This is a genomic window from Micromonospora sp. M71_S20, assembly GCF_003664255.1.
GTDB lineage: Bacteria > Actinomycetota > Actinomycetes > Mycobacteriales > Micromonosporaceae > Micromonospora.
This window is the reverse complement of the sequence record NZ_RCCV01000001.1, coordinates 3,130,917-3,151,348: the sequence shown is the minus strand read 5'-3', so window position 1 is coordinate 3,151,348 and position 20,432 is coordinate 3,130,917. Positions and strand designations below refer to the sequence as shown.

The window sequence follows — 20,432 nt, the reverse complement described above, 5'->3', positions numbered from 1 at the left end:
ATGCGGAAGGGGCCCTTCCTGTACACCAGGCGCCAGGAAGGGCCCCTTCCTCACACCTCCAGCAGAGCGGGGCCGCCGCCGTCCGAGACGGTGGCGACCCCGCTTCCGTTGGTCGAGCCTCAGCGGCGGGCCGACGTCTCCCGACCGGCGGCGTCCACCGTCACCTGGTCGAAGGCCGGAGCGCCGTCGACGGCATCGGCGGCCACGGCCGTCGACCTGGCGGGGTCGGGCAGATCCAGGCTGCTGCGCAGACCGACCGGCTTCAACAGGACCGCGGCGATGATGCCGACGACGGCGATCGCGGCGGAGATGAGGAAGATGTGGCCGGTGGCGTCCCCGTACGCCGCGCGGACGATCTGCTGGACCGCGCCGGGCATGGCGTCGAGGTTCAGGCTGCCGCCCGCCGCGCTGCCGGAGGTGGGGATGCCGGCGGCGGAGAGGTCGGTGGTGATCTGGTCGGTCACCCGCCGGGCGAGGACGGCGCCGAGCACGGAGACGCCGATCGTGCCGCCGAGCGACCGGAAGAACGCGACGGTCGAGCTGGCCGCGCCGATGTCGCGGAGCGAGACGGTGTTCTGCACGGCGAGGACGAGGTTCTGCATCGTCATGCCGACCCCGACACCGACGATGAACATGGCCACGCCGACCAGCAGAAGCGAGGTCTCGTGGTCGATGGTGCCGAGCAGGGCGAACCCGATGACGAGCACGACCGCGCCGAACACGATGTACGGCTTGATCTTGCCGGTCTTCGTGATCAGCCGGCCGGCGATGATCGACGACCCGAGGACGCCGGCCATCATCGGGATGGTGAGCAGCCCGGCCTCGGTCGGGCTGTAGCCGCGGCCGATCTGGAAGTACTGGCCGAGGAAGACGGCGCCGCCGAACATCGCCATGCCGACCGCCAGGCTGCCCAGGATGGCCAGGAAGGTGGTCCGCTGGCGGACGAGGTCGAGCGGGACGACCGGCTCGTCGGCCCGGGACTCCACCCAGACGGCCAGGGCGAGCAGCGCGACCGAGCCGCCCACCATGGCGGCGGTCTGCCAGGAGGCCCAGGCGAACGAGTCGTCGACGAAGGAGATCCAGATGAGCAGCACGCTGACGCCAGCGGCGATCAGCGCCGCGCCCAGGTAGTCGATCTTCACGTTCTCGCGACGGACCGTCGGCAGGCGCAGGGTGAAGTGCAGGAGGACGAGCGCGATGGCGGCGACGGGGACGCCGACGAAGAAGCACCAGCGCCAGCCGAGCCAGGACGTGTCGACGATGAGCCCGCCCAGCAGCGGGCCGCCGACCGTCGCCACCGCCATGACGCCACCGAGGTAGCCGTTGTACCGGCCGCGCTCCCGGGGCGGGATCATCGCCGCGATGGCGACCTGGACGAGGGCCTGGAGGCCGCCGACGCCGATGCCCTGGAACGCGCGGGCGGCGATGAGCTGCTCGGCGGTCTGGGCGAAGCCGGCGATCACCGAGCCGACCAGGAAGACGGCGATGGCGACCTGGACCAGGAGCTTCTTGTTGAACAGGTCGGCGAGCTTGCCCCAGATCGGGGTGGTCGCGGTCGCGGTGAGCAGGGTGGCGGTGACCACCCAGGTGTACTGGGTCTGCGACCCGTTCAACGCGCCGATGATGTTCGGCAGCGCCGTCGAGACGACGGTGCCGCTGAGCATCGCGACGAACAGCACCAGCAGCAGGCCGCTGAGGGCCTCCAGCGTCTGCCGGTGTGTCATCGGCGCGTCGCCGGCCGTGGTGGTGGGTGCGCTCATCGCGCGGCCTCCAGGGTGTCGTGGTGTCCGAGGACGGTCTCGATGTCGCGGGTGAACCGGCCGAGCGCGGTGGCGAACGCCGCCACCTCCGCGGGGGTCCAGTCGGCGAGCGCGGTGTCGAGGATCCGGCCGTACCAGTCGTAGGTGTCGGTCAGGGCGGCCCGCCCGGCCGGGGTGACGGTCAGCAGGCTGGCCCGCTTGTCGGCGGGGTCGGCGCGCCGCTCGACCAGGCCGTGGCTGACGAGTGAGGCGACGGCGCGGCTGACGGTCGACGGGTCGAGCCCGCTGCGGGCCGCCAGCTCGCGGGCGTGGCAGTCGGCGGGCAGCTTCTCGATCTGCATGAGGAGGCCGGCGAGACCGACGGGCACGGCCGGACGGACGTCGGCCCGGTGCCGTTTGATCAACCGTACGCTCCTGACCAGCTCGGACAGCCTCGCACCGAGTTCGCGGCCGGCAGTTTCCACGCCGCCTCCCTTGTCGCAGATGGTTGCCGCACACAAGCATCTGCCGATCTTGCTCAAAGTGCAAGTTTGCGCGATGAGAACTGAGTCACGGCCCCGTAGGCTGTCGCCCATGGAGGAGACCACCGGCCTGCGGGAGCGCAAGAAGGCGGCCACCCGCCTCGCCCTGCACGAGGCGGCCCTGCGCCTCGCCACCGAGCACGGGCTCGACCGGGTCACCGTGGAGGCCATCGCCGACGCCGCGAACGTCTCCCGCCGGACGTTCTCCAACTACTTCTCCAGCAAGGAGGAGGCGGTCTTCCACGGTGACGCCGTACGGCTGCGCCGGCTGCTGGAGCTGGTCCGCCGGCAGCCGGCCGACGCGCCGCCGTGGGCCGTGCTGAGCGGGGCCGCCGAACGCCTCGCCGTCGAGGCGTACGGCAACGCCCCACCCTCCTGGCTGCTGCACCGCCGTCAGCTACGCGGGCACCCGGGCCTCGTCGCGCACCAGATCGCGGCCTACACCGCCATCGAGCGCGAACTCGCCGACGACGTCGCCCGCCGGTTGACCGGCCCCGACCGGACGCTGCGCTCCCGGGTCCTGGCGGCGACCTTCCTGGCCTCCCTGCGCGTCGCCATCCAGCACTGGATCGACCACCCCGACGGCCCGCTGCTCGACATCCTCCGCACCGCGCTCGCCGAGACCGCCACCACCCCGGCGGTCACGTCAGACCCGATCGTCACGCCCGACCCGACCGGCACGCCCGCGCCGCCGGCCGCCCGCTGACGCCCGGCGGGAGCGGTCGGCCGGTCGATGCCGGAACACCGCGATAGTGTGCCAGCGTGTCGATCGAGATGGTGTCGCGCTTCCCTGTCGATGACGTGGCACTCAGCGTCCTTCACGCCCGAGCCTTCGGTGGCGCGGTCGGGCAGGTCACGCCGTGGGCCGAGCGGCTGGAGCGACACGCGTTGACCTGGGTCGGCGCCTTCGACGCCGGCCGCCTGGTGGGCTTCGTCCAGGTCTGCTGGGACGGTGGGGCGCACGCCTTCCTGCTCGACACGGCGGTGGACCCGGAATGGCAGCACCGGGGAATCGGCGCGGGCCTGGTGCGGGCTGCGGTCGACGACGCTGCGGCTGCGGGCTGCGAGTGGCTGCACGTCGACTATGAGGCGCACCTGGAGCCGTTCTACCTCGATCGGTGCGGGTTCCGCCCCACGTCCGCAGGCCTGCTGCAACTGCCTGGACGTCAGCGCGCCGAGGGGGCGTAGCCAGCCGAGCGCGTGCGCGGTCACCCGCCGGGCGGGGTCGCCGGTCGACCGGCGACCCCGCCCGCGAATTCAGCAGGGGCCGTTGTCGGTCCAGACGCCCTGGGCGTTGGCTCCCGGCACGTCACCCTGGGTCCACCACCTCGCGGTCCACCGGTGGCGGTCGTGGGAGACCACCGCGCCGCCGGAGTAGGCGGTGCCCGCCGACCAGGCCGGCACCGTGCAGGTCCCGCCCGGCGGGGTCGAGCCGCTCGGGCTGGGCGTCGGGCCGACCGGCACGGCCCCACGGGCGTGGTCGCTGGCCAGCGCGTACGTCTGCCCGCCGAAGCTGAGGGTGAAGTTGGCCGGTCCGGAGATCGGCAGCTGGTAGTTGAGGGTCACCTCCGCGTACGCGCCCGGGGCGATGGCGGCCGGTACGGTGAGCCGCACCCGGTTGTAGTCGCCCCTGAGCCCGCCCACGTTGCTGCCGGTGTGGCCCGTGGACACGGTGGTCAAGGCCCAGCCGGACTGCTGGGTGAGGGTCGGCGTGGTGGTCGGGTAGTCGAACTCCAGCTGCGCCCCGGCCGGGATCGGGCTGCCGGTGTTGTTGGTGAGCCGCAGTTCGGGGTTGATCGGGTAGTTGTTGTCGCCGAGAGCGAAGCCCCCGACCGTGGCGGTCACGTCGATGGTCCGGGTCGGCAGGGTGACGGCGGCACGACGGGCACCGTACGCGGGCGCCGTCCGGAACTTGTCGTAGAGCAGGGTGGTGAGCGTCTCGCCCATGCCGTACTGGCCCTTGGCCTGGTCGTAGGCGTAGTCACCGGCGAGTTCCCAGACCATCACCCCGCCGATGCCCTTGTCCACCACGTAGTCCGCCTTGGCGCCGAGGGACTGCTCGTCCTCGGTGGAGAGGAAGACGCCCTTCTGCGCGTTCCACAGCCAGGGCGCGACCAGCGCGGCGGAGTAGTGGCGGGCGTAGCTGCCGCTGATCCGGTCGGTCGGGTCGGTGGCCGGCGTGAGGCCGTACGCGGACAGGTAGTCCGGGGTGATGCCGCGTTCCAGGTTCTTGGCGTGCCACATCGGGTTCGCCCCGGCTGGCACCTCCCTGCCGGCGCCGTCCAGGTCGTGCCAGAGGTTGTCGATGCCGACCGCGCCGTTTCCACAGGGGGTGGTGGAGCCGATCGAGGAGCCGGTGCCCGGCGGGCACTTGGTCTGGTCCGGCAGTGCGGCGCGGCCCCACAGCCCGTTGGTGCCACCGGTGACGCCCTGCCAGCCGCGCGTGTAGTAGGGGACGCCGATGTTGACCCGCCCGCTGGGCAGCGCCCCCCGGAAGTAGTGGTAGGCCCAGTCGGTGTTGAGGTACCCGATGTTGCCGTAGGCGCCGTAGACGCCGCCGGCGGCCAGCTCGGCGTCGTCGCCGTTGTCGAAGAGGGCGGCGTTCGGGCCGACATGGTGGTTCCAGGACCCGTGCAGGTCGTACGACATGATGTTGACGTAGTCCAGGTACCGCAACGCCTGCGAGGACTCCATCCCCCGCAGCAGCCATCCGGAGGCGGGTGCGGCCACCGTGAGCAGGTAGTGCTTGCCGTCCGTGGCGGCGGCCGCGTCGAGCTTCTCCCGCAGCGTCTTCATCAGCACCTGGTAGGAAGCGTTGAGACCGGCCCGCTTGGCGTCCGCCTGGGCGAAGTCGAGCGGGTTGCCTGCCTTGTTGTTGGAGGTCGGGTACTCGTAGTCGATGTCCACGCCGTCGAAGCCGTAGGTGCGCAGGAAGGCGACCACGGAGTCGGCGAAGGTGGCGATGCCGGCGGTGTTGACGGTGTTGCTGCCGGTGGTGGTCATCCGGTAGAAGCCGCCCGCGTCGACCCGGTCGCCGTTGTCGTCGAGGTAGCCGCCGGTCTCGGCCCAGCCGCCGACGCTGATCAGCGTACGCACGTTCGGGTTCTGCTTCTTGTACTTGTTGAGCAGGTTGAAGTGCCCGGTGTAGGCGTACTGCGGATCCATCTCGGCGCCGGCGACGCCCGGCCAGGTCATGTTGGTGGCCGGGTTGTCGGCCGCCTTCGGGTTGCCGACCGAGATCTTGTTGGCGGCGTCGACGTGGGCGAAGGCGTAGTTGATGTGGGTGACCTTGTCCCAGGGGATCTGGTGGGCCAGGTACGCCGGGGCGCCGTTGCGTCCGGTGCGCCAGCTGGTGAAGTAGCCGATGATGCGCCGGGAATGGTCGGCGCCCAGCTTCTCCCGGCCGTCGGTGTCGTAGACGGTGCAGTACGGCACCGCCACGCCTGGCGTCCGGTACAGCCCGTCCGGCCGGCACGCCTCGTCCTGCCCGACGGAGGAATGTGCGGCGGGGGCCACAATCAGCGCCGTCGCCGCGGCCAGCAGACCGACCGCACCGCCGACGAGGAGCTTGCTGAACCGTCTTCGCAACGCGCCCACCTCCAACTCTAAACAAACTTAACTATTTACGGTCCTGAATATATACCTGTCCAGGGGGCCTCGACGCAAGAGCGCAGTGCCGCCGTACGGTCCTCCGGGCCGTGGGCAGGGGCGCGAATGGCCGGATGTGCGGTGCGGCCGTCCTTGTGGCCCCCGGGAGAAGGTGACCAGACTTCCGGTGTGGAGATCCCCGGAAGCCGCGAGGTGGTCGTGATGGTGCACGACGGCGTCGTGCTGCTCGACGTGGCGGGGCCCGTGCAGGTGCTGCACGGCAGCGGCGGCTACCGGGTCCGACTGGCCTCCGTGGACGGTCGCGCGGTGCGCACCGACGTGGGTGTACCCCTCGACGTGGAGCTGCCCGTGCACCAGGTGCGGCATCGCTTCGACACGCTCCTGGTGCCTGGCTACGCCCTCGCCACGGCGCAGCCGCCCCCGGCCCTCGTCGCCGAACTCCCCCGCCTCAGCGGGCTCGCCCGTCGCACGGCGGCCATCTGCACCGGCGCGTTCCTGCTCGCGGCGGCGCGCCTGCTCGACGGCCGCCGGGCCACCACGCACTGGGCGGCCTGCGCCGACCTCGCGGCGCGGTTTCCCGCGGTCCGCGTCCGGCCCGACGCCCTCTACGTGCGCGACGGTCCGCTGTTCACCTCGGCCGGCGTGACCGCGGGCATCGACCTGACGTTGACGCTGGTCGAGGAGGACCACGGGCCGGAGCGCGCCCGCACCACCGCCAAGTACCTCGTGGTCTTCCTGCACCGCCCCGGCGGCCAGTCCCAGTTCACCGTCCGCGGCAGCACCACGGCCGTTCCCGGCAGCGCGCTGCGCCGCGTGCTGGACGCCGTCGCCGCCGACCCGGCCGCACCGCACACGCTCGCCACGATGGCGGCGCACGCGTCGGTCAGCGAACGGCACCTCACGCGCCTGTTCCGCCACACGGTCGGGACGACCCCCATCCGGTACGTCGAGCGGGTCCGGGTCGAGGCCGCGAAGACCCTGCTCGAAGCCACCCACGACGGGGTGACCCGCATCGCCCGTGCCTGCGGCTTCGGCTCGGACGACAGCATGCGCCGCGCGTTCCTGCGCGGCATCGGCATCACCCCGGCCGAGTACCGCCAACGCTTCCGGTCCGCGCACCCGACACCCGAAAGATGAGGTACCCGTGACGCCTTCCCTCTCGCGGCGAACCGCCCTCGGCGCCGGCCTGGCCGCCGGCGCCGGCATGATCACCGGGCTGGTGCCCGCCGCTGCGGCCGCCGCCCACGGTGGACCGGACGCCGACCTGCCCTTCCCGTCGACCCGGCTGGCCCGCGAGGCGGCCCGGCTGATCGGCGAGACGCAGGAGGTCTACCTGCGCAACCACAGCCTGCGCAGCTTCCTGTTCGCCCGCGAGGCCGCCGCGCGGGCCGGTCGGCTGCCCGGCCGCGACTACGACGAGGAGGTCGTGTTCCTGATCTGCGCCCTGCACGACATGGGCCTGACGGCGCACGCCAACTCCGACCAGCGGTTCGAGATGGACGGCGCCGACTTCGCCGCCCGGTTCCTCGAACAGCGGGGTGTCACCGACCACCGGGTCGACACCGTGTGGGACGCGATCGCCATGCACACCACGCGCAGCTTCCGCGACTCACCCGTCTTCCAGCGGCGCCGCCCGCCGGAGATCGGCATCGCCCAGACCGGGATCAGCGTCGACCTCATGGGCACCAACAGCCCGGTGCCCCCCGACTACGCCGACCGCGTCCACCGGCTCCTTCCCCGCCTCGGCGGCGCCCGGGCCGTCACCGACGCGATCGTGGCGCAGGCACTCACCAATCCCCGCAAGGCACCGGCCGCCACCCTTCCCGGCGAGATCCTGCACCAGCGCCACCCCGAGCTGCCCTACCTGACCTGGGACATGCTCCTGGACTCCAACGCCTGGGGCGACTGACCCACCAGAGCGGCGAACCCACCGGCGTACGACCGATGCGGTGCCGGACAAATCTGAAGGATCTCTACGCGGCCACTTCCGCCCTACGCAGGCTTCTGCCAATCTGGGATCCATCGTCTTCGATGTTTGGAGCGTCCGTGTCGTTGTCCCGTCGTGCGGCGTCCACCCTCGCCGCGATCGTCCTGCCCATGGTCACCACGCTCACCGTCGGCTTGGCCGCCGCACCCGCCCAGGCCGCCGCCCCGACCTACACCGCACTCGGCGACTCGTACGCCTCGGGCACCGGGACCCGGGAGTACTACCCCGACAGCGGCTCGTGCCAGCGCTCCAGGCACTCCTATCCGGTCCTGAGCGCCGCCCGGCTCGGCGCCACCCTCACCTTCCCGGCCTGCGCCGGCGCGACGGTCTCCGGCGTGCTGACCGGACAGCTGGGCAGCCTGACCGCGTCGACGAACCACGTCACGGTGTCCGCCGGCGGCAACGACATCGGCTGGTCGTCGGTGATCCTGCAGTGCGCGCTGCCCTGGCCCGCCACCTGCTGGTCCCAGATCGACAACGCGGAGAACCAGATCCGCAACATCCTTCCGGGCCGGCTGGACCAGCTCTACTCCCGGATCCGCAGCCTCGCCCCGAACGCCCGGGTCGCGGTGGTCGGCTACCCGAGGCTGTTCAACGGCGAGGAGTGCAACCTCATCGCGAGGATCTCCCCCGGCGAGCAGGCCGAACTGAACGCCGCCGCGGACCTGCTCGCCACGACCATCCGGAGCCGGGCTGTCGCCCACGGCTTCACCTTCGTCGACGCCCGGGGCCCGTTCACCGGCCACGCCGTCTGCGACGACGTCGAGTGGCTCAACGGCACCTCGAACCCGCTCGGCGAGTCGTACCACCCCAACCGCGCCGGCCACGTCGGGTACGCCGGCATGGTCCAGACCGCCCTCGGCGCCACCACCGCCCGGAGGTCCTGACCGCATGCGTGCCCGCCGGGCCGGGACGCCCGAACCCGCCGGCGATTCCGCGCCAGCCGGGTCGCTACCCCCGACGGAGCCGCGGGCGAGGTTGTCCCTGCCACCCGTCCGCGACCGGGTGATGGCCTCCGCTGTGGACAGCTTTCGTCGGAGAGGGTGGTGCCGAGAGCTGGCCGGATCAGGTGGTGGCCACGAGGGCCAGGTAGCGCTCCGCGGCGTCGGGTGTCATGAACCAGTCCTGGAAGTCGTTCGGGTCGGAGAACCCGTTGGCGAAGCGGCGGGCGATCGTCGGATTGGTGGACGCCGCGCCGAGGATCTGCTGCACGTGCGGCGGCAGCGGCTGGAGCATCGCGTTGGTCCAGGCGGTGACCGCCTGCCCGGCGCCCTCCCAGAACCGCTCGAAGGTCTGGGTCATCCACTGTCCGTCGAACGGCTGGTCACCGCGCTCCAGAATGGATCCCAGGTACGAGGAGGCACACTTCGCCGCGGTGTTGCTGCCTTGACCGGTGATGGGGTCGTTGGCGACCACGACGTCCGCCATACCCAGCACGAGTCCGCCCGAGGGCAGCTTCGCCACCGGGCGGCGGACGGTCGGCGTGTACCGGCCCGACAGGGTGGCCCGCCCGTCCGTCAGCTCGACGTCGGCACACCGCTCGTGGATCCAGGGCGTGTACTGCCGCACCAGCTCGAGGGTCAGCTTGAGATGCTCCGCCGGATCACGCCGCTCCTTCCACAGGTCGAGCGGGCCGTCGGGCACCGCCTCCCAGAAGAGGATCTCGCATGGCCCGGACAGGGTCAGCCCGGGAATGACGAACAGCTCCCCCAGCCCCGGCACCGCGTTGAAGCTGACGTGCGGCACCGGCCACAGCGGGTCCGGCGTCATGCCGTGCACGTAGGCGACGGCGAGCCCTCGCTGGGGCGCGGTGTACACCGATCGTTGCGGGTCCCGGTCGAAGACGCCCACGAGGTCGCCCTTACCGGCCGCGACGATGGTCAGGTCGTAGCGGCCGAGCCGGGTCAGCCCGTCCAGGTCGGCGGTCGTCACCCCCTGGTAGTGGACGGTGCCGCCGCGCTGCTCGAACAGCTCCAGCCAGGCAGCCATCTTCAGCCGCTGGTCGGTGCTCTGCGCGTAGCGGTCCAAGGGGCAGGGGATGCGCAGGGCGCGTTGGCCGGGCGGGGCTGACAGGGACACGTGCAGCCCCTCGATGCGCGGCGACTGCTCCTGCCAGAGGTTCAGCCCGTACTGGCGTTCGGTGTCCAGGGCGGCGGAGAACATGGCCTGCGTGCTCATCACCCAGCCACGACGGATCTCGTCGGGCGTACGCGCCGACATGATGGTCACTTCGTACCCTTCGGCGAGCAGGCTCAGGCCGAGCTGCAGCCCCGACTGACCAGCTCCCACGATAAGAACTCTGCGCATGTGATGCCTCCAGCGATGTGAGCTACCGGACCGCGAGCGCGCCCGGGACCGGGCCGGTGGTGCGTGCCATGGTGTGTTCGACGACCGCCAGCAGCGCCCTGGCGACCGACGACGGTTCGCGCGCGTCGCAGGTGATCAGCGGGACCTCGGTGGGGAGCGTGAGGGCTTCGCGGACGTCCTCGAGATGGTGCGTCAGCGCGCCGTCGAACAGGTTGACGCAGACCACGAACGGCACATCGCTGTCCTGTTCGAAGTAGTTCACCGCCGCGAACGAGGCCTCCAGGTTCCGCGTGTCGGCCAGGACCAGCGCTCCGACCGCCCCCCGGCAGAGGTCGTCCCACATCGGCCAGAACCGTGGCTGGCCAGGCGTGCCGAACAGGTAGAGCACCAGGTCCGGGCCGATCGTCAGCCGCCCGAAGTCCATCGCCACGGTGGTGGTCGTCTTGTCGATTCCCGGGTCCAGCCGGTCCACGGTCTCGCTCGCCGCCGTCATCCACGCCTCGGTGTTGATCGGGGGGATCTCCGAGATGGACCGGACGCAGGTCGTCTTGCCGACCCCGAAGCCGCCAGCGATGACGATCTTCGCGGAGGTCACCAGGGGGCTGTCAGGCAAGCTGGCGAAGGCCATCGCGCAGTCTCTCCAGAAGGCGGTCGTCGAATGGGGAGGTGTAGGGGTCGGCGTGGATCTGCAGCCGGTCGGTGGCGGCGAGATCGTCGATCACCACGCGGGTCACACCCAACGACGTGCCGCACACCGCCGACAGCTCGGCAACGGACCGCATGCTCCTGGCCTGCTCGTACAGCGTCCGCGCCTCCGGCAGCAGACCGGAGGCGAAGACGGCGTCGTAGTACGGCACCGACACCAGGGTGTGCACCAGCAAGGGCTGCCGGGTGCGGGTGCGCCCCCCGGTCAAGACGTAGGGCCGCACCTTCCAGTACGTGGTGGGCACGTTCACTCCCTCGGCTCCGGACACTAGCGGGGTGACTGGCTGGCGGTGAGGCGGTGCAGCTCGTTGCGGAACTGCGGGGTGAGCACGTGCCCGACGGCTCCCACGAACTGCGCCATGTGGTAGGAGACGACCCGCAGGTCGCAGCCGGCGGCGGCGGCCACGGTCAGCCCCGCCGACTCGCCGACCCGCATGAACATCAGGTGTCCGCGCGGCAGTCGGACCGTCAGGTACTCCGACGCGCCGAGGTCGAGCAGGTCGGCGCTGCGGTCGGCCATGCTGAGCAGTCCGGCGGTCAACGCGGCGAGCTGGTCCCCCAGGTCCCGGGAGATCCCGCGGGAGGCCGCGAGCTGCAGACCGTCGAGGGACACGATCAGTGCGTGGGTGACGCCGGGCACCTCGTCGGCGAACTGGCTCACCAGCCACGCGAAGTCCTGATGGCCGGGGTGGCCGGCCTGTGGTCCGCCGCTGCCGCTGTTCGGGTAGGTCATGGCAGTTGTCCTTGGGGTTGCGTGCTCGTAGGTGCCTGCGCGTCGGCGATTCCGGCCGCGAAAGCCGCCGTCTCGTCCGGCCAGCTGTCGCGGTCCGACGAGGATGCCCGCGGCGGTGGCGCTTCGGGCCCCGGCGACCGGCTACCGCCGCCAGGCGGCCCGTCCGCGCGCACACTCGCGCGTACGCGTCGGGGAAGGCCGCTGCCGCTGGCAGCCGGCTGACGTGGGGCGGGGCCGCGGCTGTCCCCCGTGGGCTGGCCGTGCACGAGCGTCAGGCGCGACGTCGGCGTCTGCGCACGGGCGTCGGCGGCTGGTGCCTGCGCCACTCCTCGGCGGCCGCCGTCCTGCGCCGACGGCCGATCGGGCGGCACGGGGCGCTGCGTCTCGAACGGTGGGGACGGCGCGGGTCCCGGCCGGGCCGCGGGCGTCATCTCGCACAGCAACGCCCCGGGAACCAGCACGGTCGCGGTGGTGCCGCCCGATGGCCGGTTGGTCAGGTTCACCCGCAGATGGTGGGCGCGGGCCAGGTGCGAGACGACAACGAGGCCCAGGTGCGCCGCGGGGTTGACCGCTGCCGGGGCGGACGCGTTGCCGGCGAGCATGGCGTTGAGCGCCCCGAGCTGGTCGGGCTTGACGCCGACGCCGGAGTCCTCGAGACGGAGCAGCACGCCACCGGCCTCCGTGACGTACCCGGAGACGATCACGGAGGAGGTGGGCGGCGAGAAGCGGGTCGCGTTGTCCAACAGTTCGGTGAGCACCCGGATCACGTCGTCGGCGGCGAACTCCACGATCCCGAGGCTCACCACGTGTCCGACCCGGATGCGGGGGTAGTGTTCGACCGCCGAGCTCGCGGCCCGGATCACGTCCACCAACGCGACCTTCTGCGGGTTGGCGTCCTCGACGCGTCGGCCCAGGAGGACCTGCAGGTTCTCCGCGTGGCGGCGGATGCGGGTGTTCGCGTGGTCGATGCGGTAGAGCCTCTCGAGCCGCTCCGGATCCTGTTCGTCGGCCTCCACGGCCTCGAGGTGACTGCCCATCTGGTAGGCCGAGGCGAGGATGCGCAACGCGAACTGCTCGCAGATCGCCGGCCACAGGTTCTCGGCCTGCTCCGGTGTGGACGACGGCCGCCGTGGTGACGGCGGTTCCTCCCGCGTGATCGCCCACTGCGCGGCCGTCGGATCCAGCAAGCGAGCCATCCGCTGCCGCCAGGTCACCCGGCGTCGGCCTTCGGGATGCGGCGTTGTCATTACGTCGTGTTTCACGAAGTTCCCGACCTATCGGTTTTCACGCGTTCTGACACGATGGAGCAGTCAACCATCGTCTTCGACCGATCGCAATGTTTGCGAGAAAGGTTGGGGTGGTTTTCACATTCGACGGAACGGGGACACCCGCCGGCAGCCGACCGTCATCGGCTCGCTCTCTACAGCGACGGCGCGGCCGTTGACGTCACAGCGGGGCCGCCTGGCGTACCGGTCAGGTCCCCGGCCGCGCCGGTTCCGTTCCATCGGCAGTGCCGCGAGCACCTGCGCCGGGCCCCGCCCACGGCGGGACGGCCGGCCGAGCCGGTTGCCGCCGGCGGGGCCGTGGCGGGATCAGCCGGCGGAGTGGGCGTGGCGGGTGGCCCGCTCGGCCAGCCACAGCCACCGGCGCTGCACCTCGCCACCGGTGGCGGCGACCATCGCCAGGGCGTCCTCGCGGACCGCGACGAGGGCGGCCGCCGTCGCCGAGTCGTCGTCCAGTACGGCCGCGCCGTCGCGGAACGCCTCGGCCTCCGCCGCGCCGCCGAAGCGGGGAGCCACCTCGTCGCGCCAGAAGTCCGCCCAGGCCAGGTCGGGATTCCAGGTGAAGCGGGCGTACGCCAGGTAGCTGATCTCGTTGGTCGGGTGGTACGCCGACGCCTCGGCGAAGATCGTCAGCCCGCGCATCCCGGCGCCGCCGGCCCGGATACCCATGTCGGCGTACATGTCCGGCACCCAGGAGTGCCGCTGCCGGTTCCACTGGGAGCCGGCGTGGGTGCGCAGCACGTTGGTGGTGTGCGGGAGCCGGTCGACGTGTGCGGCGGTGAGCCGGTGCCGGTTCTCGTACCAGAAGCCCCGGTTGACGCAGTACTGGTAGGCCACGTCGTCGGGCAGTTCAGCCAGCGGCTTCTGCGCGTCGAGGTCGAAGATGTTGTCCCAGTAGACCTCGACCAGGTGCCGCAGCGGCACCCCCGCCGGGCCCTTGCGGCGGGCGGTCTCCAGCAGGGTGGGGTAGACCGACCGCATCGCCTCGTACGACCAGGAGGTGCGCTCGCCTCCGGTGCGGGCCGCGCAGCGCTGGCAGGCGCAGCTGCCGTAGTCGCCGGTCTCGAAGTTGATCCCCCCGACGGGCAGGGTGTCCAGCAGCCAGTCGACGGCGTCCCGGTGCCAGGCGAGGTTGTCCGGTTGCGAGGGGCAGGCGGCCATCATGTACTCGCTGGCCGGGAAGTGCAGGTCGCCGAAGTCGTCGATGTCGAAGCCGACCTTCTTCGGCAGCTCCGCGCCCAGGTCGGGCCGCTGGCGCAGCCAGGTGGCGAGGTTGTAGCGGTGCCGGCCGTCGAAGTAGATGCCGCCGTAGGCGTTGACGCCGATGCCGGCGATGATGCGCACGCCCCGGGCGTTGGCGTACTCGCACAGCTCGCGGGCCGCCTCGACGCCGCCGTGGGCGTCGCGCAGCAGCCCGTAGACCACGATGCCGCCGATGCGCTCGCGGCTGCAGAAGTCGACCAGCCGGCGGTAGTCGGCGCCGAAGGCGTCGGCGCCCTTGGCGTACGGGTTGAGCGCCCCGATCTCCTGCTGGCCGAGCTGGCGCAGGTCCCAGTTGGTGGAGTGGTCCCAGGTCCACAGCGTCCGCAGCGGCAGCCCGGGCGCCCCGGTGCGCACGCCCAGGGGAAGACCGGCCGGTGTGGCCAGGTCGGTCAGCTCCCGAGCGGCGTAGATCAGGCCGGCGAAGGGGTCGCCGGTGAGCCGGATGTCGCCCTGTCCGGGCACCTCGATGCGGTAGCCGCCCTCGGGAAGCGCCGGGTCGACGTCGAGGTCGACGGTGACTCCCTCGGGGTTCTCCCCCCATGCCTCGGTCAGCAGCCGGGCGGCGTACGGCGCGGACGCGGCGCCCCGCACCCGGATTCCGGTGATCTGGCGGTACTGCGACATCATGACCTTCCGTCAGGTGGCGGGACGGCGGCCAGGTAGTCGGCCACCTCGATGGCCGTCCACACCCCGTGCCGCCAGTAGGGATCCTGTTCGCACAGCTCGCGGGCGGCGCCGGCGTCGGCGGCCCGCAGGACGAGGACGGAGGCGCCGAGGTCGGCCCGGGCTCCGGCGAGCAGGGCGGTGCCGTCGGCGAGCAGGGACTCGACGCGGGCGAGGTGCGCCTGCCGGTGGGGTTCGCGCCGGACGGCGGCGTCGGCGGCGAACGTGGCGGTGACCAGGAAGGTCGGTTCGAACCTCACACGCCACCGCCGATCTCGTCGAACAGCCGCTGCATCTCCACCCGGTAGACGGTCTGCGGCCGGCCCGCGCCGGTGCTAACGTGCACGCCGATCTCCTCGGCGTAGCCCGCGGCGCGCAGGGAGTTGAGCAGCCGGCGGGCCGAGCGGACCTCCACCCCGTACGCGTCGGCCAGGCCCCGCGCGGTCACCTCGTTCGGGTCCGTCTGGTGCAGCGCCTCCAGCAGCCGGCGGGTCGACAACGGCCCGAGCCGCAGTTGCTCGGAGATGCGCAGCACCCCGGAGGCGGTCTCGCGCAGCCGTTGCTTGACCGGGCTCTCGCGGCTGGAGTAGATCTCCCCGTCGGGGAAGACCACGTGGGTGTCGCCGCTGGCACGGCCGAGCGCCAGCGCCTTGCGGGCGTTGTCCTCGGCGGCGGCGATGGTGGTGCCGGCGCCGAAGCCGACGGTGTGCTCGACGTCGACGCCACGCAGGGTGAGCAGCGTCGCGTGACCGGAGCGCTGCCGCGCGATGGCGCTCTCCACGGTGCCCCGGGTGGTGGTGATCAGCAGCGTACGGTCGTCGATCGTGCTCAGCCTGCCCCGCATCCGCTCGGCGTGTTCCAGCAGCGCCTCGCGCAGCCGCAGCCGCTGCCGTTCCACCTGGTACGGGTCGTGCCCGCGACCGGCCTGCTCCGCCAGCTCGATCATCATCACCGCGATCTGAGTGGCCCGGGACTGCCGGATCTCCGCGGCGAGCCAGGCCCGGCGCAGGGCGTCGCGGACCGAGGCGCGGGTGTGTTCGACACGCCAGACCGGCACGCCGCTCTCGCGCAGGTCCCGGTGGACCGCGCCGAGGCAGGTCAGGCACGCCTCGACGGCGCCGGAGGCGTACCGTTCGCGGTGGAAGGCGACGATCTCGTCGAGGCCGGAGAAGAGCAGGCCGGAGGAGTCGGCGATGGGCAGGATCTCGGTGGGCGGGGTCAGCTCGATGTCGTGGTAGGTCTCCCGGACGGTGTCGGCCTCGATGGTGTCCACGCTGACCGTGGGCAGCCGTCCACCGTTGGCCAGCAGCATCCGCGACAGCGTGCGGTAGAGGTCGATGCCGGCGTGCGGCATGTAGTCGATCTCGGCGCGCAGCCCTCCGGCGGAGGCCGCGAAGGCGTGCGGGATGCGCCCGGTGAACAGCAGCACCTGGCACAGTTCGTCGAGTTCGCGGGCCAACTCGGGCGCCTGCTCGGGTCGGGTGTAGGCGCGGGCCGTGAGGTCCCCGGCGCGTCCCTCGCCGGCGGAGACCTCCTGCACGAGCCGGATCGAGTCCTCCGGGCCGATGATGCCGATCACCTTGTTGCCTCCACGTCGTCGCCGCCCTCGGGTTGGCTGCTCAGCCGGTGTGGACGGTGCCCACGACACCGTCGCTGACCGGCGATGCCAGCAGGACCAGCGTGGACGCGACGTCCTCCGGCCGACCAAGGGCGGCCTCGATCTCCGCGACCCGGTCCCCGTCCGCGCCGTTGGCCCGTGCCTCGGCCAACGACCTGCGCATCAGCGGCGTGTCGATGTCGCCGGGGCAGAGCGCGTGCACACGGATCCCGTGCGGACGGAGTTGTCGGGCCAGGGTGAGCGCCAGGCCGTGCAGCCCTCCCTTGCTCGCGCCGTAGGGTACCGACCCGGATCCGTTGTGTACGCCCGCCTTGGACCCGACGAGCACGAGCACACCCGGGCGGCCGGTGAGGTGTCGCACGGCGTGCTTGGCGACGAGGAACGGTCCGGTCAGGTTGACGGCGATCACGTGGGCCCAGAGTTCGGCGCTGACCTCCCGGATGTCCAGGCCCTGCCCGCGCATGACGCCCGCCACGTGCAGCACGGCGTCGATCCCGCCGAGTTCGGCGGCGGCGGCGTCGAGAGCGGCGGCGACCTCGGCCTCGACGGTCACGTCGACCTGCCGGGCGCAGGCCCTCGCCCCGCCGCCGCGCGCCTGCTCGGCGGCTCTGGCAGCGCCGTCGCCGTCGGCGTCCAGCACGGCCACCGACGCGCCGGCGGCGGCCGCGGCCCGGACGGTGGCCAGGCCGATGCCGGAGGCGCCGCCGACGACGACCACCCGCCGGCCGGCCAGCAGCCCGGCCGGCGGGGCGTCGACGGTCACGGACGGACCGTCCGGCGTACCGCCGCCACCACGTCGGCGGCCTCGGGCACCACCGCGGCCTGCAGGGCCGGGGCGGCGGGCATCGGCACGTCCGGGGTGGCCACCCGGGCGACCGGGGCGCGCAGGTCGGCGAAGCACTCGGCGGCGGCCCGGGCGGCGATCTCCGCGCCGAACCCGCCGGTCAGGTTCGCCTCGTGGGCGACGACCAGCCGGCCGGTGCGCGCCACCGAGGCGGCGACCGTGTCGAAGTCGAGCGGGTTGAGCCAGCGCAGGTCGATCACCTCGGCCTCGATGCCCTCCTCGGCCAGCTCACCCGCCGCGTCGAGGGCGGCGCCGACCATCCGGGACCAGGCGACCACGGTGACGTCGTCGCCCGGGCGGACCACGCGGGCACCGCCGACGGGTTCGACCGGGGCGTCGGTGCGCACGGGTCCGCGCGTCGGGTAGAGCATCCGCGCCTCGGCGACGACCACGGGATCGTCGCTGATCACGGCGGTGCGCAGCATCTGGTACGCGTCGTCGGGGGTGGCCGGCAGCGCGACCCGCAGGCCGGGGGTGTGCGCGAAGTACGCCTCCGGCGAGTGGGAGTGCTGGGCGCAGGCGCCGGGCGAGTAGCCCTGCTGCATCCGGATCACCAGCGGGGCCCTCCACCGGCCGTTGCTGGAGTAGTGGATGGTGGAGATCTGGTTGACGAACTGGTCCATCGCCACGAACGAGAAGTCGGCGTACATGATCTCGGCGATCGGGCGCAGGCCGGTCATCGCCGCCCCGAGGGCCATGCCGAGGAAGCCGGTCTCGGAGATCGGGGTGTCGAAGATGCGGGCGGAGCCGAACCGCTTGTGCAGCCCCTTCGTGGCGCCGAACGGCCCACCGGGAAGGGCGACGTCCTCACCGAAGTAGACGGTGTCGTCGCGGCTGTCCAGGGCCCAGGTGAGCGCGGCGTTGACGGCCTGGATGTAGCGCAGGGACTCAGACATGGACGTGCTCCTTGGCGGTCGCCGGGTCCGGGAACGGCACGGCGCGGGCGGCGGTGACGGCGGCCTCGACCTCGGCGGCCACCTCGGCGTCGATGGCGTCGAGCCGGGCGGTGAGCGCGGGGTCGGCGGCCTGCCGGATCCGGGCCAGAGGCTCGCGGCCACGGGCGGCGGCGATCTCGCCGGCCGGCCGGTAGTGCTGCACGTCGCCGCTGTAGTGGCCGACCAGCCGTTCGGTCATGGCCTCCACGATGGAGGGTCCGGCGCCCTCGCGGGCCCGCGTGACGGCCTCGGTGACGGCCTCGGCCACGGCGTCGGCGTCGTTGCCGTCGACGACCCGGCCGGGGATGCCGTACCCGGCGGCGCGTTCGGCGAGCTGGCGGACGCGGACCATGTCCTCGATCCGGGACATCTCGGAGTAGACGTTGTTCTCCACGACCAGCACCAGCGGCAGGTCCAGCACGGCGGCGAGGTTGATCCCCTCGTGGACGTTGCCCTGGTTCATCGCGCCGTCACCGATGCTGACCAGCGAGACCGCGCCGCTGCCGGTGCGTTGCGCGGTGAGCGCGGCGCCGGCGGCGACCGGCACTCCGGCGCCGACGATGGAGTTCTCCCCGACGAACCAGCGGCTCGGGTCGGACAGGTACGGCGAGGCGGCCCGACCGCCGCAGAGGGCGGAGTCGCGCCCCATCATCTCGGCGAAGAGCCCGACCATGTCCACGCCCCGGGCGACCGCCCAGCCGTGGCCCCGGTAGGTGGCGGTCACGTGGTCGCCGTCGCGTAGCGCCCGGCAGGCGCCGACCGGGATCGCCTCCTGGCCATTGCACAGGTGGATCGAACCCGGGATCTCGCCGTCGTCCTTGAGGGCGGCCAGCCGCTCCTCGAACCGGCGGATCCGGGCCATGAGCCGATAGTCGTCCGGCAGACCCATCACACCCCCAAAAGCAGTTAGAGCCTTATTGCGGCTCGTTCGTTCCGAAGCCTAGACCAGCCCTGCAAGCCTATGGAAGAGTGCAGTAGCAAGTTTCTGGCCGTTATTGGTCTCTAATTTTGGGGGCAGGTATGGAGATCACCGCCGTCGACTCGGTGGTGCTGGGCGACGCGCACTTCGTCCAGCTGCACACATCGGACGGGCTGGTCGGCGTCGGGCAGTCCGCCTGCTGGGGCTACCCCGCCGCGGTGCACGCCGTGGTGGAGGCGTTCCGTCCCCATCTGCTCGGCGCCGACCCCGGCCGCATCGAGCACCACTGGCACCACCTCTACCGGATGGGCCCGTTCCGGGGTTCGGTGCTCTCCGCCGCCGTCGCCGCGGTGGACATCGCCCTGTGGGACCTGCTCGGCAAGCGACTCGGTGTCCCGGTCTGGCAACTGCTGGGTGGCCGGGTACGCGAACGGATCCGCCTGCACCTGCTGCTGCCGGGCACCGGCGCGGAGGCGCTGGCGGCGCAGGCGGCGGCGGCCGTGGCCGACGGCTTCACCGCGGTCAAGTTCGACCCGCTGCCGGCCGACTACGCCGACCTGTCGCTGGCCCGGCTGGTCATGTCCACCGAGGCCACCACGGCCGCCGTCCGCGACACCGTCGGCCCCGACGTGGACCTGCTCGTCGAGCTGCACCGCAAGCTCACCCCGTTGCAGGCGGAGGCGGTCGTGCCCGCGCTGGCCCGGCACCTGCCGTTGCTGGTGGAGGACCCGATCCAGATCGACAGCGTCAGCAGCCAGGCCGACGTCGCCCGCCGGGCGCTCGGCGTGCCCATGGCCAACGGGGAACGGCTGCACACCATCTGGGAGTTCAAGGAGCTGCTCGCCCAGGGCGGCGCCCAGTACGTCCGCCCCGACCTGGGCCTGGCCGGCGGCATCAGTCACGCCCGCAAGATCGCGGCGCTGGCCGAGGCGCACCACGCCGCCGTGGTCAGCCACAACTGCCTCGGCCCGCTGCTGACGATGGCCTCGGTGCACCTGGACACCGCCATCCCCAACTTCGTGGTGCAGGAGTACTCCCCCCTCGACGACCAGCTGGCCGACGGACCGGCGCGGGCCTGCGTGCGGCGCGAGGGCGGGTTCCTGCCGGTGCCCGAGGAGCCCGGGCTCGGCGTGACCCTGGACCTCACCGACGCCGTGCCCCTGGACCTGACGGGCCGCCCCCTGCACCGCATCCCGCTGCGCGCGGACGGCTCCGTCGCGTACGCGGTCTGAGCACACGCGACGGTTGCCCGGCGGGCGAGCCCGCCGGGCAACCGTCGTACGGA

General features: G+C 72.3%; 20 protein-coding genes. 6 read left to right on the top strand and 14 right to left on the bottom strand.

The window, feature by feature from the left end; genetic code table 11:
- Nucleotides 1–119 precede the first annotated feature (119 nt).
- Together DER29_RS14205 and DER29_RS34585 are read right to left on the bottom strand one after the other, a co-directional pair.
- Nucleotides 120–1,760 carry an MDR family MFS transporter gene (locus DER29_RS14205; RefSeq protein WP_121397762.1) on the bottom strand — a complete coding sequence of 547 codons (1,641 nt, stop codon included), beginning with the start codon at nucleotides 1,758–1,760 and terminating at the stop codon, nucleotides 120–122.
- The gene (locus tag DER29_RS34585) at nucleotides 1,757–2,224 is read right to left on the bottom strand and encodes a MarR family winged helix-turn-helix transcriptional regulator (protein WP_233599799.1); all 468 of its coding nucleotides are present in this window, start codon (nucleotides 2,222–2,224) and stop codon (nucleotides 1,757–1,759) included. The genes DER29_RS14205 and DER29_RS34585 overlap by 4 nt, the downstream gene beginning before the upstream one ends.
- A 109-nt stretch (nucleotides 2,225–2,333) precedes the next feature.
- Between DER29_RS34585 and DER29_RS14195 the strand changes: the two genes are divergently transcribed.
- Together DER29_RS14195 and DER29_RS14190 are read left to right on the top strand one after the other, a co-directional pair.
- Nucleotides 2,334–2,987: a TetR/AcrR family transcriptional regulator gene (locus tag DER29_RS14195; RefSeq protein ID WP_121397760.1), complete on the top strand. Its 654-nt coding sequence runs from the start codon at nucleotides 2,334–2,336 to the stop codon at nucleotides 2,985–2,987.
- A 56-nt stretch (nucleotides 2,988–3,043) separates the two neighbouring features.
- A complete protein-coding gene (locus DER29_RS14190; protein ID WP_233599798.1) occupies nucleotides 3,044–3,469 on the top strand; it encodes a GNAT family N-acetyltransferase in 426 nt (141 codons plus the stop codon).
- Nucleotides 3,470–3,538: 69 nt separating this feature from the next.
- Here DER29_RS14190 and DER29_RS14185 read toward each other — a convergent pair whose 3' ends face one another.
- Nucleotides 3,539–5,878, bottom strand: a complete 2,340-nt coding sequence (locus DER29_RS14185) for a glycosyl hydrolase family 18 protein (RefSeq protein WP_305036121.1) — start codon at nucleotides 5,876–5,878, stop codon at nucleotides 3,539–3,541.
- 180 nt (nucleotides 5,879–6,058) lie between these two features.
- Between DER29_RS14185 and DER29_RS14180 the strand changes: the two genes are divergently transcribed.
- The 3 genes from DER29_RS14180 to DER29_RS14170 all read left to right on the top strand — a co-directional run bounded on the left by DER29_RS14180 (nucleotide 6,059) and on the right by DER29_RS14170 (nucleotide 8,764).
- The gene (locus DER29_RS14180) at nucleotides 6,059–7,027 is read left to right on the top strand and encodes a GlxA family transcriptional regulator (RefSeq protein ID WP_233599797.1); all 969 of its coding nucleotides are present in this window, start codon (nucleotides 6,059–6,061) and stop codon (nucleotides 7,025–7,027) included.
- A gap of 7 nt (nucleotides 7,028–7,034) precedes the next feature.
- Nucleotides 7,035–7,799, top strand: coding sequence for an HD domain-containing protein (locus DER29_RS14175; protein WP_121397758.1), 765 nt, complete (start codon nucleotides 7,035–7,037; stop codon nucleotides 7,797–7,799).
- A 137-nt stretch (nucleotides 7,800–7,936) separates the two neighbouring features.
- Nucleotides 7,937–8,764 carry an SGNH/GDSL hydrolase family protein gene (locus tag DER29_RS14170; RefSeq protein ID WP_233599795.1) on the top strand — a complete coding sequence of 276 codons (828 nt, stop codon included), beginning with the start codon at nucleotides 7,937–7,939 and terminating at the stop codon, nucleotides 8,762–8,764.
- Between the two features lie 178 nt (nucleotides 8,765–8,942).
- On the opposite strand, the gene DER29_RS14165 is transcribed toward DER29_RS14170, so the two are convergent.
- The 11 genes from DER29_RS14165 to DER29_RS34575 all read right to left on the bottom strand — a co-directional run bounded on the left by DER29_RS14165 (nucleotide 8,943) and on the right by DER29_RS34575 (nucleotide 19,117).
- The gene (locus tag DER29_RS14165; RefSeq protein ID WP_121397757.1) at nucleotides 8,943–10,184 is read right to left on the bottom strand and encodes a styrene monooxygenase/indole monooxygenase family protein; all 1,242 of its coding nucleotides are present in this window, start codon (nucleotides 10,182–10,184) and stop codon (nucleotides 8,943–8,945) included.
- A gap of 22 nt (nucleotides 10,185–10,206) precedes the next feature.
- Nucleotides 10,207–10,812 carry an ATP/GTP-binding protein gene (locus DER29_RS14160; protein ID WP_199729283.1) on the bottom strand — a complete coding sequence of 202 codons (606 nt, stop codon included), beginning with the start codon at nucleotides 10,810–10,812 and terminating at the stop codon, nucleotides 10,207–10,209.
- Nucleotides 10,790–11,134: a DUF742 domain-containing protein gene (locus DER29_RS14155; RefSeq protein ID WP_199729281.1), complete on the bottom strand. Its 345-nt coding sequence runs from the start codon at nucleotides 11,132–11,134 to the stop codon at nucleotides 10,790–10,792. The genes DER29_RS14160 and DER29_RS14155 overlap by 23 nt, the downstream gene beginning before the upstream one ends.
- Nucleotides 11,135–11,157: 23 nt before the next feature.
- Nucleotides 11,158–11,622: a roadblock/LC7 domain-containing protein gene (locus tag DER29_RS14150; RefSeq protein ID WP_121397755.1), complete on the bottom strand. Its 465-nt coding sequence runs from the start codon at nucleotides 11,620–11,622 to the stop codon at nucleotides 11,158–11,160.
- The gene (locus DER29_RS14145; protein WP_158619025.1) at nucleotides 11,619–12,809 is read right to left on the bottom strand and encodes a sensor histidine kinase KdpD; all 1,191 of its coding nucleotides are present in this window, start codon (nucleotides 12,807–12,809) and stop codon (nucleotides 11,619–11,621) included. The genes DER29_RS14150 and DER29_RS14145 overlap by 4 nt, the downstream gene beginning before the upstream one ends.
- 405 nt (nucleotides 12,810–13,214) lie before the next feature.
- On the bottom strand, nucleotides 13,215–14,792 hold the full coding sequence (locus tag DER29_RS14140) for a hypothetical protein (RefSeq protein ID WP_121397753.1): 1,578 nt from the start codon (nucleotides 14,790–14,792) through the stop codon (nucleotides 13,215–13,217).
- A complete protein-coding gene (locus DER29_RS14135) occupies nucleotides 14,792–15,091 on the bottom strand; it encodes a YciI family protein (RefSeq protein WP_121397752.1) in 300 nt (99 codons plus the stop codon). Before DER29_RS14135 ends, DER29_RS14140 begins: the two co-directional genes overlap by 1 nt.
- Entirely contained in the window at nucleotides 15,088–16,410 is a 1,323-nt protein-coding gene (locus tag DER29_RS34160; RefSeq protein WP_158619024.1) for a hypothetical protein, read from the bottom strand. The genes DER29_RS14135 and DER29_RS34160 overlap by 4 nt, the downstream gene beginning before the upstream one ends.
- 40 nt (nucleotides 16,411–16,450) lie before the next feature.
- Complete coding sequence (locus DER29_RS14125; RefSeq protein WP_121397751.1) at nucleotides 16,451–17,212, bottom strand: SDR family NAD(P)-dependent oxidoreductase; 762 nt, start codon at nucleotides 17,210–17,212, stop codon at nucleotides 16,451–16,453.
- A complete protein-coding gene (locus DER29_RS34580; protein ID WP_199729279.1) occupies nucleotides 17,209–18,189 on the bottom strand; it encodes an alpha-ketoacid dehydrogenase subunit beta in 981 nt (326 codons plus the stop codon). The genes DER29_RS14125 and DER29_RS34580 overlap by 4 nt, the downstream gene beginning before the upstream one ends.
- Nucleotides 18,182–19,117, bottom strand: coding sequence for a thiamine pyrophosphate-dependent dehydrogenase E1 component subunit alpha (locus tag DER29_RS34575; protein WP_199729277.1), 936 nt, complete (start codon nucleotides 19,115–19,117; stop codon nucleotides 18,182–18,184). The genes DER29_RS34580 and DER29_RS34575 overlap by 8 nt, the downstream gene beginning before the upstream one ends.
- Nucleotides 19,118–19,248: 131 nt before the next feature.
- On the opposite strand from DER29_RS34575, the gene DER29_RS14115 reads away from it, so the two are divergent.
- Complete coding sequence (locus DER29_RS14115) at nucleotides 19,249–20,379, top strand: mandelate racemase/muconate lactonizing enzyme family protein (RefSeq protein WP_121397750.1); 1,131 nt, start codon at nucleotides 19,249–19,251, stop codon at nucleotides 20,377–20,379.
- Nucleotides 20,380–20,432 lie beyond the last annotated feature (53 nt).

Coding starts and splice junctions, on each gene's coding strand:
- DER29_RS14205 (WP_121397762.1), bottom strand. CDS start 1,760: ATGAGCGCACCCACCACCACGGCCGGCGACGCGCCGATGACACACCGG.
- DER29_RS14195 (WP_121397760.1), top strand. CDS start 2,334: ATGGAGGAGACCACCGGCCTGCGGGAGCGCAAGAAGGCGGCCACCCGC.
- DER29_RS14165 (WP_121397757.1), bottom strand. CDS start 10,184: ATGCGCAGAGTTCTTATCGTGGGAGCTGGTCAGTCGGGGCTGCAGCTC.
- DER29_RS14160 (WP_199729283.1), bottom strand. CDS start 10,812: ATGGCCTTCGCCAGCTTGCCTGACAGCCCCCTGGTGACCTCCGCGAAG.
- DER29_RS14150 (WP_121397755.1), bottom strand. CDS start 11,622: ATGACCTACCCGAACAGCGGCAGCGGCGGACCACAGGCCGGCCACCCC.
- DER29_RS14140 (WP_121397753.1), bottom strand. CDS start 14,792: ATGTCGCAGTACCGCCAGATCACCGGAATCCGGGTGCGGGGCGCCGCG.
- DER29_RS34580 (WP_199729279.1), bottom strand. CDS start 18,189: ATGTCTGAGTCCCTGCGCTACATCCAGGCCGTCAACGCCGCGCTCACC.
- DER29_RS34575 (WP_199729277.1), bottom strand. CDS start 19,117: ATGGGTCTGCCGGACGACTATCGGCTCATGGCCCGGATCCGCCGGTTC.
- DER29_RS14115 (WP_121397750.1), top strand. CDS start 19,249: ATGGAGATCACCGCCGTCGACTCGGTGGTGCTGGGCGACGCGCACTTC.